The 14,386-nt window shown below is 69.5% G+C and carries 14 protein-coding genes, 5 tRNA genes and 1 riboswitch; of the genes, 2 read left to right on the forward strand and 17 right to left on the reverse strand.

Features of this window, described 5'->3' with window-relative positions; translation table 11 throughout:
• The 7 genes from CX1_RS05570 to CX1_RS05600 all read right to left on the reverse strand — a co-directional run.
• The coding region (locus CX1_RS05570; RefSeq protein WP_060925389.1) for an NAD(P)-dependent oxidoreductase at positions 1-608 on the reverse strand (608 nt) is incomplete at its 3' end.
• A gap of 67 nt (positions 609-675) precedes the next feature.
• A complete protein-coding gene (locus CX1_RS05575; protein WP_046650179.1) occupies positions 676-1,833 on the reverse strand; it encodes an acyl-CoA dehydrogenase family protein in 1,158 nt (385 codons plus the stop codon).
• A 70-nt stretch (positions 1,834-1,903) separates the two neighbouring features.
• Complete coding sequence (locus tag CX1_RS05580) at positions 1,904-3,424, reverse strand: CoA-acylating methylmalonate-semialdehyde dehydrogenase (RefSeq protein ID WP_046650180.1); 1,521 nt, start codon at positions 3,422-3,424, stop codon at positions 1,904-1,906.
• A gap of 304 nt (positions 3,425-3,728) precedes the next feature.
• Complete coding sequence (locus tag CX1_RS05585) at positions 3,729-4,523, reverse strand: energy-coupling factor ABC transporter ATP-binding protein (RefSeq protein WP_046650181.1); 795 nt, start codon at positions 4,521-4,523, stop codon at positions 3,729-3,731.
• The gene (locus CX1_RS05590; protein ID WP_046650182.1) at positions 4,520-5,260 is read right to left on the reverse strand and encodes a CbiQ family ECF transporter T component; all 741 of its coding nucleotides are present in this window, start codon (positions 5,258-5,260) and stop codon (positions 4,520-4,522) included. The genes CX1_RS05585 and CX1_RS05590 overlap by 4 nt, the downstream gene beginning before the upstream one ends.
• Positions 5,257-5,613 carry an energy-coupling factor ABC transporter substrate-binding protein gene (locus tag CX1_RS05595; protein WP_046650184.1) on the reverse strand — a complete coding sequence of 119 codons (357 nt, stop codon included), beginning with the start codon at positions 5,611-5,613 and terminating at the stop codon, positions 5,257-5,259. The genes CX1_RS05590 and CX1_RS05595 overlap by 4 nt, the downstream gene beginning before the upstream one ends.
• The gene (locus CX1_RS05600; protein WP_046650186.1) at positions 5,610-6,347 is read right to left on the reverse strand and encodes an energy-coupling factor ABC transporter permease; all 738 of its coding nucleotides are present in this window, start codon (positions 6,345-6,347) and stop codon (positions 5,610-5,612) included. The genes CX1_RS05595 and CX1_RS05600 overlap by 4 nt, the downstream gene beginning before the upstream one ends.
• 66 nt (positions 6,348-6,413) lie before the next feature.
• Positions 6,414-6,660: riboswitch (cobalamin riboswitch) on the reverse strand.
• Positions 6,661-6,801: 141 nt separating this feature from the next.
• Here CX1_RS05600 and cysK point away from each other — a divergent pair.
• Positions 6,802-7,734, forward strand: a complete 933-nt coding sequence (gene cysK, locus CX1_RS05605) for a cysteine synthase A (RefSeq protein ID WP_046650187.1) — start codon at positions 6,802-6,804, stop codon at positions 7,732-7,734.
• A 70-nt stretch (positions 7,735-7,804) separates the two neighbouring features.
• Positions 7,805-8,398, forward strand: a complete 594-nt coding sequence (epsC, locus tag CX1_RS05610; RefSeq protein WP_046650189.1) for a serine O-acetyltransferase EpsC — start codon at positions 7,805-7,807, stop codon at positions 8,396-8,398.
• 98 nt (positions 8,399-8,496) lie between these two features.
• Here the strand turns inward: epsC and CX1_RS05615 are convergent, their stop codons facing one another.
• From CX1_RS05615 to CX1_RS05660, 10 genes are all read right to left on the reverse strand, one after another.
• Positions 8,497-8,775, reverse strand: coding sequence for a GNAT family N-acetyltransferase (locus CX1_RS05615; protein ID WP_046650190.1), 279 nt, complete (start codon positions 8,773-8,775; stop codon positions 8,497-8,499).
• A gap of 59 nt (positions 8,776-8,834) precedes the next feature.
• Positions 8,835-9,305: an Hsp15 family protein gene (locus CX1_RS05620; protein WP_046650191.1), complete on the reverse strand. Its 471-nt coding sequence runs from the start codon at positions 9,303-9,305 to the stop codon at positions 8,835-8,837.
• 102 nt (positions 9,306-9,407) lie between these two features.
• A tRNA-Phe gene (locus CX1_RS05625) sits at positions 9,408-9,480 on the reverse strand.
• Positions 9,481-9,505: 25 nt separating this feature from the next.
• Positions 9,506-9,579: transfer RNA gene (locus tag CX1_RS05630), tRNA-Asp, on the reverse strand.
• 219 nt (positions 9,580-9,798) lie between these two features.
• Positions 9,799-9,875: transfer RNA gene (locus CX1_RS05635), tRNA-Asp, on the reverse strand.
• A 28-nt stretch (positions 9,876-9,903) separates the two neighbouring features.
• A tRNA-Glu gene (locus tag CX1_RS05640) sits at positions 9,904-9,979 on the reverse strand.
• 56 nt (positions 9,980-10,035) lie between these two features.
• Positions 10,036-11,457, reverse strand: coding sequence for a PepSY-associated TM helix domain-containing protein (locus CX1_RS05645; protein WP_046650192.1), 1,422 nt, complete (start codon positions 11,455-11,457; stop codon positions 10,036-10,038).
• Between the two features lie 110 nt (positions 11,458-11,567).
• Positions 11,568-12,866 carry a YhgE/Pip domain-containing protein gene (locus CX1_RS05650; protein ID WP_046650193.1) on the reverse strand — a complete coding sequence of 433 codons (1,299 nt, stop codon included), beginning with the start codon at positions 12,864-12,866 and terminating at the stop codon, positions 11,568-11,570.
• On the reverse strand, positions 12,863-13,372 hold the full coding sequence (locus CX1_RS05655; protein WP_046650194.1) for a TetR/AcrR family transcriptional regulator: 510 nt from the start codon (positions 13,370-13,372) through the stop codon (positions 12,863-12,865). The genes CX1_RS05650 and CX1_RS05655 overlap by 4 nt, the downstream gene beginning before the upstream one ends.
• Before the next feature lie 654 nt (positions 13,373-14,026).
• Positions 14,027-14,099 (reverse strand) — tRNA-Lys (locus CX1_RS05660).
• Between the last annotated feature and the right edge of the window lie 287 nt (positions 14,100-14,386).

A 14,386-nucleotide genomic window follows, 5' to 3' on the forward strand; every position in this document is an offset into this window, starting at 1 on the left:
GCCTCCGGGGCCAGGCCGAGCTTCTCGCCCAGGACCATCGCCTCGCCGATGGCGATCTGTTGGATGGCCAGCACCATGTTGTTGCAGACCTTCGCGGCCTGGCCGGCGCCCGACGCACCGCAGTGGACGATGGAGCGGCCCATGTGCTCGAGGATCGGGCGCGCCCGCTCGACGTCGGCCTCTTCGCCGCCGACCATGAAGGCCAGGGTGCCGGCGGCCGCGCCGGTGACGCCGCCGGAGACCGGGGCGTCGACGTGGCGGTGCCCGGCCGCGGCGACGCGGGCGGCGAGCTCGCGGGCGTCGTCGACGGCGATGGTCGACGAATCGATGAACAGTGCGCCGCCGGGGGCGGCGGGCAGCAGCTCGTCGTAGACGGCGCCGACGATCTTGCCGTTGGGCAGCATGGTCACCACCGCGTCGGCGGCGGTGACGGCGTCGACGGCGGATTCGTGGACGGTGACGCCCGCGTCGGCCGCCGTCTGGCGCGCCTCGGGCGACGGGTCGGACCCGTGCACGGTCAGCCCGGCCTTGGCCAGGTTGGCGGCCATCGGGCCGCCCATGTTGCCCAGGCCGATGACGGCCACGGTGCGGATGTCGGTGGTGCTCATCTGTTCTTCGCTTCCTCGTTGCTTGTCGTGTGTTAACCCGCGCGGGCCGTCGTGAAGCCGCTCGCGGCTAGAAGGTCAGCGCGCCCTTGGCGGCGGCGCGGCCGACCATCATGCGCATGATCTCGTTGGTTCCTTCGAGGATGCGCATGACGCGGAGGTCGCGGACGATGCGCTCGACGTCGTACTCCTCCAGGTAGCCGTAGCCGCCGTGGAGCTGCAGCGCCTCGTCGGCGATGTGGAAGCAGGTCTCGGTCACGTGCAGCTTGGCCATCGCGCAGGCCTCGGGGTAGCCGGGGGCCTTGGAGTCCAGGGCGTTGGCGGCGTGCGAGAGCATCAGGCGCGACGATTGCAGGCCGGCGGCCATGTCGGCGATGCGGTGGCGCAGCGCGTCGTTGTCGATGAGCGTGCCGCCGAAGGCCTTGCGGTCCTTCAGGTAGGACACCGCGCGGCCGAAGGCGAACTCCGCGCCGCCCAGTGCGCAGGCCGCGATGTTGATGCGGCCGCCGTTGAGGCCGCGCATCGCCATGGTGAAGCCCTTGCCCAGGCCCTCCTCGCCGCCGATGAGACGGTCGGCCGGGACGCGCACGCCGTCGAACATGACCTGCGCGGTCGGCTGGTTGCGCCAGCCCATCTTCTTCTCGTTCGGGCCGAAGGACAGGCCTGGGGTGCCCTTGTCCACCAGGAAAGCGGAGATGCCCTTGGCGCCCTCGGCGCCGGTGCGGGCCATGACCAGGTAGACGTCGGAGGCGCCGGCGCCGGAGATGAACTGCTTCACCCCGTCGAGCACCCACTCGTCGCCGTCCTTGACCGCGCGGGTCGACAGGTTGGCGGCGTCGGAGCCGGCGTCGGGCTCGGTGAGGCAGTAGGAGCCCATGATCTCCATCGCGGCCAGCCGCGGGATGAACTCGGCGCGCTGCTCCTCGGTGCCGAACTCGTCGACCATCCACGTGACCATGTTGTGGATGGACAGGAAGGCCGAGGTGACCGGGCAGCCGCGGGCGATGCGGTTGAACACCACGACGCCGTCGGATCGGGTCAGGCCGGTGCCCCCGTGGTCCTCGGAGCAGTAGAGGGCGCCGACGCCGAGCTCGGCCAGGCCGCGCATCTCGTCGACGGGGAAATGGTGGGTGGCGTCCCATTCGGCGGCGTTCGGCGCAATGTGCTTGGCGACGTACGCGTCGATGGTGTCGGCGAGCATCTTCTGGTCTTCGGTGATCCAGGTCATGGCGGCGGTTTTCCTGCTCTTCCTGTGGTTCCTGCGGGCTGCTTCTGGCGCTGGCGGTGCCGGGGCGGGGTTACGCGCCCAGGACCGGCATGTTGAACGACGCGCCTTCGCGCGGGCCCTTGGGCCAGGTGGTGGTGATGGTCTTGGTGCGGGTGTAGAAGCGGAACGCGTCCGGGCCGTGCTGGTTGAGGTCGCCGAAGCCGGAGCGCTTCCAGCCGCCGAAGGTGTGGAACGCCACCGGGACCGGGATCGGCACGTTGACGCCGACCATGCCGACCTCGACGCGGGAGGCGAAGTCGCGGGCGGCGTCGCCGTCGCGGGTGAAGATGGCCACGCCGTTGCCGTACTCGTGCTCGTTGGGCAGGGCCAGCGCCTCCTCGTAGTCCTTGGCGCGGGCGATGCACAGCACGGGGCCGAAGATCTCCTCGTCGTAGCAGCGCATGCCGGGCTTGACGTCGTCGATCAGCGACGGGCCGATGAACAGGCCGTCGGCGAGGGACTCGCCCTCGAACTCGTCGTCGGTGGCGCCGACCTCGCGGCCGTCGATGACCAGGGTCGCGCCTTCGCCCTCGGCGGAGCCGACGATGTCGCGGACGCGCTCGAGAGCCTGCGGGGTGATCAGCGGGCCGTAGGAGGCGTCCGGGTCGAGCGAGTGGCCGACCTTGAGTTCCTTGATGCGCTCGACGAGGGCGTCGCGCAGGGCGTCGGCGACCTCGTCGCCGATGGGCACGGCGACGGAGATGGCCATGCAGCGCTCGCCGGCGGAGCCATACGCTGCGCCGATGAGGGCGTCGACGACGCGCTCGAGGTCGGCGTCCGGCATGATGATCATGTGGTTCTTGGCGCCGCCGAAGCACTGGGCGCGCTTGCCCAGCTTCGCGGAGGTGACGTAGACGTGCTCGGCGACGGGGGTCGAGCCGACGAAGCCGATGGCCTTGACGTCGGGGTGCTCGAGCAGGCCGTTGACGGCGTCATGGGCGCCGTGGACGACGTTGAGCACGCCGGCCGGGCCGCCGGCCTCGAGGAAGAGCTTGGCCAGGGTGACGGGCACCGACGGGTCCTGCTCGGAGGGCTTGAGAATGAAGGCGTTGCCGGCGGCCAGTGCGGGGCCGGCCTTCCACAGCGGGATCATGGCCGGGAAGTTGAACGGGGTGATGCCGGCGACGACGCCGAGCGGCTGGCGGACGGAGTGGACGTCGACGCCGGTGCCGACGGACTCGGAGAATTCGCCCTTGAGCAGGTGCGGGGCGCCGAGGGAGAACTCGACGACCTCGAGGCCGCGCTGCAGGTCGCCGTGGGCGTCGGGGAAGGTCTTGCCGTGCTCGAGCGACAGGTCGCGGGCGATGTCGTCGGCGTTGGCGCGGATGAGGCGGATCCATTCGTTGAGGACGCGGGTGCGCTTCAGCGGGCTCCAGGCCCCCCATTCCTTCTGCGCTTCCTTGGCGTTGGCGACGGCGCGGTCGACGAGCGCCTTGTCCGCCAGGCCGACGGTGCCGCGGACGGCCCCGGTCGACGGGATGGTGACGTCCATGACGTCGCCGTCGCCGTGGACTTCTTCGCCGCCGATGATGTGGGGGATGCGGATGCTCATGCCAGGTGTTCCCTTCGTCGCGGGCGTCGGCCCGTCACGTTTCGGTTAATGATCGCTAACCGAAAATCTATGTGACGGCCGTCACGAAATCCACCCCATGCCGAAACGAAACAGCGAAGCGGGGTTAACTTGTCATGTTTGCGAATGAAGCATTCACAACAAGCGACCCCTCACCAGCAGTCGAATTACCAGCAAAAGACCGCTTTACGACGCCCACGCGCAGCCGAAACCGCCGAATGAGACGGATTCTGCGAATTCACTTACGGGGTGAGCTGGGCCACGATGACGGCCGCCACCGTGCCCGTCACGGATCCAGGAGGCCGTCCGGGCCGTGGATGGTCGCGGGGTCCCGGCCCAGCGCCCGGGCCACCATCGGAGCCCAGGGCAGCGACAGTCGGGCACGCTGCGCCAACACCGGATCCAGCAGCACGTCGGCGGCGTCGCCGGTGACCGCTCCCCCGTCGACGAGGACGGCGGCCCGGGCCGCGAAGGCCCAGGCGACGTCGACGTCGTGGGTGGCCATCACCACCGCGACGCCGCGATCGTGAAGGCCCGCGAGGGTCCCCAGCAGATTGCGCGTCGCGACCGGATCGAGTCCGGCGGTCGGCTCGTCGAGAAGCAGGACGTCCGGCCGCATGGCCAGCGCCCCGGCCAGCGCTACCCGCTTGCGCTGGCCGTAGGACAGCTGGTGCGGGACCCGGTCGGCGAGGTCGGCGACCTCGGCGGCCGCCATGGCCTCGTCGACGCGGACACGGACCTCGCCCTCCGGCAGCCCTTGATTGACGGGCCCGTAGGAGACGTCGGCGGCGACGGAGGTGGCGAAGAGCTGATCATCGGGATCCTGCAGCACCAGCTGCACGCGCCGGCGCAGGTGGTTGCGGCCCCGGCGCCCGTAGGAACACGGGGAACCGTCGAACTCGAGGTGGCCCGACGTCGGCCGGATCGCACCGGCCAGCAGGCGCAGCAGAGTCGACTTGCCCGACCCGTTGGCGCCCAGCAAAGCCAAACGCTCCCCGGCGAACACTTCGAGGTCGACGTCGGAAAGCACCTGCACCCCGGGGTGCCGGAAACCGATGCCGCGCGCGGCGAGGATGCTCATGGCAACCACCCCCGCACCGCGGCAGTGGCGGCGACGACCGCGATGACCAGCATGAACGCGGACACGAGGAAGCGGCCGTCGCGGGGCCGGTCGACGGCCAGGACGTCGGACGCGCCCGGCTCGGCCCGCAACTCCAACCCCTCGCCGAGGCGACGGGCCCGCTGGAAGGACAGCACGAACAGGTTCGCCGACTGCGCGGCGACGCCGGTGAGCAATCCCCTGCGGGTCACGTGCCCCAGACGCTGGGCCTGCGCCTCGTGCATCATCTTCGCCGTGCCCGCCAGCGTGCCGATCATCCGGTAGATCAATTCCGCCAGATGCGTCAGCGTGCGCGGGATGCCCGAGCGGGCCGCCCAGGCGAGGACCTCGGACAGCGGGGTGGTCACGGTGAAGAGCATCGTGCAGCCGATGGCCGCCGTCGCGCGGGCGACGACCTCCGCCGCCCGCTGCGGCCCCGACGGCGACCAGACCAGTCCGTCCGTGGAGACCGAGAACAGCAGCGGGAGGATCCCCACCGCCACGAATGCGGCGGGGGTCGTCCACAGGGCCAGGAACAGTCCCGCCGGCACCCGCGCCGCGACGGCCGAGGCCGCCACCGCGAGGATGATCAGCGCGGCCGCCGGCCACGGGGGCAGCGAAATCGCCGCCAACAGCAGCCCGCCGCACAGCATCGCCTTGTCGCCGACGTTGCGGCGGGCCCACCGGCTGCGCGCGGCGGCCGCTTCCAGCGCGTTCACGCCCGGGTTTCCCCGCGCCCCTTGTCCCGGCCGCGGTAGAAGCCCAGCGCATAGCCGAGCACGCCCGCGCCCAGGCCCGCCTGCAGGGCGAAGATGCCGGACTCGACCTCGCCCGGCAGCTCGCCGATGATCGGCTCGAACCACGGCTCGTAATCCGGGTTGCCCTCCTCGATCACCTCGGTGGCCGCACCATCGGCGCCGCCGAAGGGCTCCTCCTCGTTCGGGTCGCCCAGGTTGAAGAACATGGGGAAGGCCGCGATGACGATCACCAGGACGATGATGCCGAAGGTCACGCCCGCGCCGGAGCGCTTCGGGGCCGTGCGGGATTGCTCGTCGTTCACCGATGCGGTCATCGCACGGCCTCCTTGTTCTCGGTCGCGGCTTCGGTCTCGGCCTCCACGGCGATCGAGACGTCGGAAAGCTCCTTCTTCTTCAGCACGCCCAGCGAGAAGAGCTCCTTCTCCGCGACGGTGCGCAGGGCCTTGACCACCAGCACCGTCAGCAGCGCCTCGATGACGGCCAGCGGGATCTGGGTGATGGCGAACAGCGACAGGAACGTCGCCAGCGCGCCGCCGAACCCGCCCGGATCGGCGGGGTGCGCCAGCGCCAGCTGGGTGGCGGTGACCACGTAGGTGGACAGGTCCGCCAGGAACGCCGCCACGAAGACGGCCGGCAGCAGTCCGCCGCCCAGTCGCCTGGTCAGGACGTACCCGCCCCACGCGACCCACGGGCCGACGATGCCCATGGAGAACACGTTCGCGCCGAGCGTGGTGATGCCGCCGTGGGCCAGCAGCAGGGCCTGGAAGAGCAGGACGATGGAGGCCAGCACGGCCATCACCGGCGGCCGGAACAGCACCGTGCCCAGGCCCGTTCCGGTGGGGTGCGACGTCGAACCGGTCACCGACGGGATCTTCAGGGCCGACAGCACGAACGTGAACGCGCCGGCGGCTCCCAGGAGCAGTCCCGCCCCCGGCTTCTCCTTGAGCAGCTTGTTGACTCGCCATGCGCCGTGGACGACGAACGGGGCCGCGGCCACCGTCCATCCCACCGCATGGCCGACGGGCAGGAAGCCCTCTGCGATATGCATGTTGAATTTTCCTCACGCGCCCCCGACACCTCGCGGATGGCGCACAGTACCGCCCGACGCCGCACGGCGCCGGGGCGATCCCCGGCCGGTCTCCTGGCTGACGGGGCAGCCGCACCGTCGACGACGGCGCGGCGTCCGGTCCGGCGCCTTCCCGCATCGCCCGCGGCCTTTCCATCGGCCGCGGGGCGATCCGGTGGCGTGTGCCGGCCCGGGGTCACCCCGATCACAGTGGCGAGGGCCGCCGCCCATTTGCAGGGCGTTCCCGTCCACCGAAGATCAGGGCCTATCTTAAACCGCCGCTCCACCGATCAATCCTCCGGGGGGCGGCCACTCCCCCCTGGTCACGCGGCGGCAGGTGCACCCGAACGCAGACTAGACGAACCTGTCTGTACAAAATCGGCGTCCGCGCGTAGACTCGCCGACCGACGAAAGAAACACGAAAGGAACCGACTGGATGACCATCCACGACAACATCACCGATCTCATCGGCGGCACCCCGCTGGTCAAGCTCAACCGCCTCACCGAGGGCCTGCCCGGCACGGTCGTCGCCAAGCTGGAGTTCTACAACCCGGCCAACAGCGTCAAGGACCGCATCGGCAAGGCCATCATCGACGCCGCCGAGGCGTCGGGCGAGCTGAAGCCGGGCGGCACGATCGTCGAGGGCACGTCGGGCAACACCGGCATCGCCCTGGCGCTCGTCGGCGCCGCCCGCGGTTACAAGGTCATCCTCACCATGCCGGACACCATGAGCCAGGAGCGCCGCGTGGTGCTGCGCGCCTTTGGCGCCGAGCTGGTGCTCACCCCGGGTGCCGAGGGCATGAAGGGCGCGGTGAACAAGGCGAACGAGATCGTCGAGTCGACCGACAACGCCATCCTGGCCTCGCAGTTCGCGAACAAGGCCAACCCGGAGGTCCACGCCGCCACCACCGGCGAGGAGATCTGGGCCGACACCGACGGCAACGTCGATTACCTCGTGGCCGGCATCGGCACCGGCGGCACCATCACGGGCGCCGGCCGCACGCTGAAGAAGCACAACGCCGACGTCAAGCTCGTCGCCGTCGAGCCGGCCGCGTCGCCGCTGCTGACCGAGGGCAAGGCCGGCCCGCACAAGATCCAGGGCCTCGGCGCCAACTTCATCCCCGAGGTGCTCGACCAGGACACCCTTGACGAGGTCCTCACCGTCACCAACGAGGACGCCATCGCGGTGTCCCGCGAGCTCGCCGCGAAGGAAGGCATCCTCGGCGGCATCTCGGCCGGCGCCAACGTCAAGGCCGCCCTCGAGGTCGCCGCGCGCCCCGAGGCCGAGGGCAAGACCATCGTGGTCATCATCCCGGACTTCGGCGAGCGCTACGTCTCCTCCGTCCTTTACGAGGACCTGCGCGACTAGTTTCCGCCCGTTGCCGCCGACGCCCCCTCACCACGGGGCGTCGGCGGTGCGCTATGTAAAGTTGGTCACCATGAACTCGTTCCTGAGGCTCCTCAAGGAGGACCTGGACAACGCCCGCGAGCACGATCCGGCCGCCCGCGGCGATGTGGAAAACGCCCTGGTCTACTCGGGCCTGCACGCCATCTGGGCGCATCGCGCGGCCCATGCGCTGTGGGTGAAGGGCGGCGCCGCGAAGGGCCTGGCCCGCGTCCTGTCGCAGTTCACCCGTTTCCTCACGGGCATCGAGATCCACCCGGGCGCCACCATCGGCCGCCGGTTCTTCATCGACCACGGCATGGGCGTGGTCATCGGCGAGACGGCGGAGATCGGCGACGGCGTGATGCTGTACCACGGCGTCACGCTCGGCGGCCGCAGCCTGGCGAAGATCAAGCGCCACCCCACGCTGGAAGATGGTGTGGTCGTCGGCGCGGGTGCGAAGGTGCTCGGCCCGGTGGTCATCGGCGCGGGCTCGGCGATCGGCGCCAATGCGGTGGTCACGCGGGATTGCCCGCCGGATTCCATCGTCGTGGGCATCCCGGGCGAGGCCCGGCCGCGCAAGAAGGACGAGCACAAGCCGCTCTACGATCCGGCGGTGTACGTCCAGGGCGACGGCGACTTCATTTAGGTCCCGTGCTTTGCGACGCTCCCGCGCAACGCGAAACCGGCCCTCCCGGCAGTTCATGCCGTGGGGGCCGGTTTCGCGTCGTCCGGGGGCGTTCGCGCCTAGGCGACGAGGTCCGCGTAGTCGGGGTTCTTCGAGATGAAGCCGGAGACCGCCGAGCAGGTCGGGATGACGTTGCCGCCGTTGAGGCGCACATCGTCGAGGGCCGCCTTGATCAGCGGCTTGGACAGGCCCTGGCCCTGGAACTGCTCGTAGACGACGGTGTGGTTGAAGTCGAGGGCGCCTTCCGCGGGTTCGTACGCCGCGAAGCCGGCCTCTTCGCCGTCGACGACGATGACGTAGCGGTGGCCGGCCTCGTCGTGGTCGATGGTGTGTGCCATGGTCAATCTCCTTTGGTCGGCGTCGCTTTCCCACAGGGTACGCGCAGCCGGTGCGCGCGTCAGACGGATCGGTGGTCGACGGCGGCCGGCGGCGTGCCGGGCTGCTCGTCGGCGCGGCCGACGGCCACGCGGCAGGGCACGGAGCCTTCGCCGTGGGCGCGCTCGGCGGCGTCGCCGGCTCCCCAGCCGGGGCTGACGACGTCCGCCAGCGGCCCGGAGAGGTCCGCCAGCTCCGCATGCGACAGGCCGGGCACCACGACGGTGATGCGCTGGCGGGCACGGTCGCCGACCTCGGCGCCGGGGTTGGCTTCGCGCCACTCGTCCTGCATGGACGATCCCTGGTCGCCGTCGGGCATGACGTCCTCGTACACCCGGGCGCCGGTGCCGGGGACGAACTCGTCGAGGGCCCGGCGGACGTCATCCGCGGCAGTGGCGCGGCCATCGGCGTCGGTGAAGAGGAAGATGCGGATGACCGACGGCAGCGACTCATCGCCGGACATCGTTCCCGCCGATGCGTATTCGGTAGTCATGGGAAATCACCTTACCGGCGGTCCCCGCCCCCGGAGGCGAGAGGGCGGGATAACGAAAAAACCGGGAGCCCGCCTTTCGGCGGACTCCCGGTCATGCGATTGTGGCCAGAAGCGGGATCGAACCGCTGACCTTCCACTTTTCAGGCGGACGCTCTACCAACTGAGCTATCTGGCCGAACAATCCCCGAAGGGAATGTCGGCGACCCTGACGGGACTTGAACCCGCGACCTCCGCCGTGACAGGGCGGCGCGCTAACCAACTGCGCCACAGGGCCTTATGCCGCACACGAACTCCGTCCGTGCACGAGTTGTTACTCTACACAGCGCCTCATATGGGGCACAAATCCGCAGGTGGGGCGGCAAAAACACACAATTCGAAACACCCCGTCGGCCAGCCTGCCCGGGGGCGTCGCAAAGCAAGGCATAAGCCCTCCCCCAACGAACGCGAAAGGCGGCCACCCACATGAAGTGGATGACCGCCTTCGCCAGAAAAATGGCGACCCTGACGGGACTTGAACCCGCGACCTCCGCCGTGACAGGGCGGCGCGCTAACCAACTGCGCCACAGGGCCATGTTCTGTTGTGCTCCCATTCGGGGAGTGGTACTCCCTACGGGATTCGAACCCGCGCTGCCGCCTTGAAAGGGCGGTGTCCTAGGCCGCTAGACGAAGGGAGCTCGTCTTCGCGTTGAGCGCGGGAGCGGACCCCCGCGGCAACGTATGAAAGATTAGCCTACGGCGTCCCGCCCGGCAAAACCGCAGCTTCAAGCTGCTTTTCGACGGTCCGTCGGCGCACCCTGGAGCGGCCGATGAGCACGAGATCGAGCAGCAGGAAACCGATCAGCGAGATGCCGAGGAGAGGCAGGAACGCGCCCACCGTCGCGGCGAAGACGACTACCCCGGCGACGATGCGCCACGACGGCGAATCCGGCAGGCCCGGCACCGAGGTGCCGCGCACGGTGGGCCGGCGCAGCCACCACATGCGGTAGCCCAGCACGATGATCACCGCGATGCCCGCGCCGGCGGCGAACAGCGCCAACTGGAGGGGAAGTCCGAACATGATGCCCATGTGGAGGTAGATGCCCCACGACGACAACTTAGAGAAGAAGGGAAGCTCGGCGAACGGCTGGCGGGAGGCGACGCGGCCGTCCGCGCCGTCGACGACGATGGAGTCCGACGCGGTGCGCCACGCCACCCAGCGCTCGGACACCCGCCACCCCTCCCCCGCCTCGGCCGGCGGGCGCAGCACCAGCGGACCGGTCAATCCCTCGGCGCGGGCGGCGGCGATGACGCGATCGGACTGCGCGGACACGGCAGAGGCGGATGAGTCCGCCCGCACGGCGCCCGGGGATCCCGGCGGCAGCGCCGCGTCAACCTTCGGCGCCTTCCAGTCCAGCGCGGTGACGACGGCGTCGACGTTCGCACCGGGCTTCTGCGACCACGTGATGCCGGTGACGGACAGGCCGAGGATGGCGACCATCAGCCACACGCCGAGGACGGCGTGGAGATTGAGCGAGCGCCGGCGGCGGCCCGCGTCTCCCCGCGGAGCGGGGGCGGCGCGCCACAGGCGGTTTCGGGTGCCGGGATCGCGGCGGCGGGCGGCCGACACGCGGCGCCACCACAGGTACAGGCCGCCCAGCGCCAGGACCCACACCCACGATGCTGCCAGCTCTGCGTAGAGCTCGCCGGGTTCGCCCAGGTGCGGGTGCTGATGCAGGCCGGACAGCCACCGGCGCAATGGCAGTTCGCCGAGCCCGGAATAGGTGCGCTCCTCGCCGACGACGGCGGCGGTCGCCGGGTCGACGAATGCGGCGGGCAGGGTCTTGTCGGTGGACGACGGGTCGTCGAAAAGCACCCTGGTGGTGTCGCCGGGATCGTGGGCGGGCCAGATCTGGGCGACCGACGAACCGGGGCTCGTGGCTGCGGCGGCCTCCACCTGCTCACCGACGGAGACCGAGTGCGGGGCGGCGTCGACGGTGAGCAGATCGGCGTAGACGACTTTCTCGACCGTCGGCGCCAGCGCGTAGAACGCGCCGGAAATGGCCGCGACCAGCAGAAACGGGCCGACCATCAAGCCCGCGTAGAAGTGCAGGCGATGGAGGAAACGCGCGGGCCGGTCGCGAATGGCGCGACGATCCGCGGAAGTTTCGGGCATGGGGTGAAAACTCCTCGGGAGTGAAGCGGGATGCGACTGGGATCATTCGGCCGAATGTCGATTAGTCGAATCCATGACCCCGAGAGTTCCCGGCGATTTATCTCCCCAGGTCAGGCCGCTTCCGTCACCGGCTCCGGAGACGGGGCCCGCCGCCAGCCCCTGCGGTCGAACCACACCGCTGCGGCCACCCCGACGATGACCGCGACGAGCACGGAGACGCCGGCGTAAATCAGCGCGTTGCCGACGCCCGACTCCCACGTGCCGCCGAGGTAGAGCATCGACCGCGAGCCGAGGTAGATCTGGTGCATCGGCGAGATCAGCCCCAGCAGCCGGAAGAACTCCGGCACCGCCTCCAGCGGCAGGGTGCCGCCGGCCGACGGCAGACCCAGGACGATGAACGCGATGAGGTTGACCACCAGACCCGGGTTGCCCAGCAGCGCGTTGATGGCGTGACTGACCCAGCCGACGGCGAGGATCATCGCGGCGGTAAAGCCCCACAGGGCGAACGGCTTGTGCAGGGGCATTCCGACCATCGAGCCGATGGCCACGTACAGCGCCGCGACGAGGGCGGCCTGGGTGGCGGACATGCCGAACTTCACAACGAGGGTCGACAGCCGCGACACGGGATGGTGGTCGTGCCTCACGAAGATCGGGCCCCACTCCAGCGAGTGGATTCCCAGACGGTTGTCGACGATCTGGCCCGTCACCATTGCGCCGGTGAAGCCGGCGAGAACGATGAGGAGCGTCCAGTAGAACGCGGACAGGCCGTTGCCGGTGCCGTCGGGAAGCGGGTGGAAGTCCTCGAATTTGAAGTCGACCGGGTGCGCCGCGGCGGCCAGGGCGGTGCCTGTCGGCCCTTCCCCTTCCGGTGCGTCCGCGGCCGCGGCTTCGACTTTCTCCATCAATTGCTCGCCGACGGCCTCGTCGACCTGCGTGCGAACTTGGAAGCCGACCTCCTTGACGATGGTCGACGCGCCCAGACCGGCCGCAGGGTTGGAGATGATGCGGATGTCCGGGGCGACGACCTCGTTGTCGACCATGGTGCCGATGCCCCAGGCGTTGAGGCGGGAACTGAAGTTCTCGGGGATGACGATCGCGCCGTAGAGTTCGCCGCGCGACATTTGTTCGATGGCCTCTTGGCCGCTGAGCTGGCGGAGGTCGAATTGCTCGTCGTCGATGCCGTCGACGAGGCCTTCGACGACCTGGTCGCCCGCCCTCAACTCGGCGCCGTCGAGGGTGCCCGCGCCGCGGTCGGCGTTGACGATGGCGATCGGAAATTCATGGAGGTTCTTTTTGGGGTTGACGTTGCCGGTGAGATAGGCGCCGCCGAAGAAGATCGTCAGCAGGGCGACGGCGAGGGTCGGCGCCAACCAGAACGCCAGTGTCCGGCGGGGGTCGCGGGTGCTCATCGCGCCACCCCCAATCCACCGTCGACGCCCCGGACGAGCAGGACTCCGAGGTCGGAGACGAGCTCGTCGAGCGGGCCACGGTCGTCGTCGCTCACCCACTGCGCCGCGGTCCACGCGATGGAGGCGGCGACGCCACGAGCGGCGGTTTCCGGTGCCAGCGGCCCTGCTGCGAGACTTGCGCCGAGGGTCGGGGCGGCGAGGATCCGTCCCGCCAGATAGTCGATGGACTGGCGGAGAACTTCGGGGCCGCCCGGGCCGGCGAGGACGCGGTGCATGAAGTCAACGTGGGGCTCGAGCTTTTCGACGGCGATGCCGATGACCTCGAGGATCTTCCCGGAATCGCCGGAGTCGAATCCGTCGGCGACGGGGTCCAATCCTTCGAAGGCCTGCTCCAGCCGGAGGACCGCGGCGTCGGCCCAGGCCTCGGAAAGGTCGCCGTAGACGGCGTAGAAGGTCGGGCGGCTCACGCCGGCTTCGTTGGCCAGGTCGGTGATGGTGATGTCCACGGGGTCCCGCTGGTCCAACAGGACGGCGGCGGCCGCGCGCAGCTTGTCACGCGACCGTGACCACGGACGTGGCGAACTCAGGATTTTACGCATGTAAACTTTTTACACCTGTAAACCGGCTTTGCGCAATTGCGCCACGGACAGAGCTTTCACCTCCGGCACTCCACCCCCATGAAACACATGCGATTTGGCCGAGGATTGAATGTTTGAAAACAATTCGATCCGCATTCCCGAATGGCCGCCCGGAGTACACGATGACGAATCCTCCCCCCGCCGAACGGCGGCCAGCCCAACCCATACGGTTCCCCTCGCAACCAGTGGGGCGACGGCAATGCGCCACCGAACCCACCCCCGAGCCAGTACGGCACCCAGCCGCAGCCGCCCCCGAAGCCCCCGCCGAGGAGGCTCCGCCGGAGGAAAAGGCGCCCACCGGTGAAGGTGTTCCCGCGGAGTTCAAGTCCGCACTTCGGAAGGCCGACCTCCACGATCAGCCGACCTCCGAATACGGCGCGTAGTTCTCGCCGCAGGTTACCCAGTACGCCATCGCGAACCTCTGAGTTGCACCACGGACGCTCTCGTCCGCCCCCGGCCACACTGCGCACGAACAAACCCCGCCACATGGGACGGGGTGATTCGGGGCGATTTCGCCCGTAGTGGGCCCCGTGGGGCTCGAACCCACGACCTACGGATTAAAAGTCCGCAGCTCTACCAACTGAGCTAGAGGCCCTTGCCACGCCGGCACCTGCGGCCCGACGCGACGACGTGAGAATCCTACCGCCCCGCCCCCGGGGCGACGAAAACGCCCTCACCCACGCCGTGCCGGGAATCACTTGGGTCACAAATGTTCACCCCCGTCGGGTATCACGACAGGCCGTCGTCAAGCGGGCATTAACGCACTTCGATTACCCCCTCCCCTATCGACGCCGGGAACCAACCGAGCCCCTGGGACGACTGACACGGTGCGAGGTTCTTGCCCGCGGACCTTCGCGCACCCTTTTTCTACGGCCCGCTTTT

This window comes from Corynebacterium xerosis NBRC 16721 = ATCC 373 (assembly GCF_001552415.1).
In the GTDB taxonomy this organism is placed as follows: domain Bacteria; phylum Actinomycetota; class Actinomycetes; order Mycobacteriales; family Mycobacteriaceae; genus Corynebacterium; species Corynebacterium xerosis.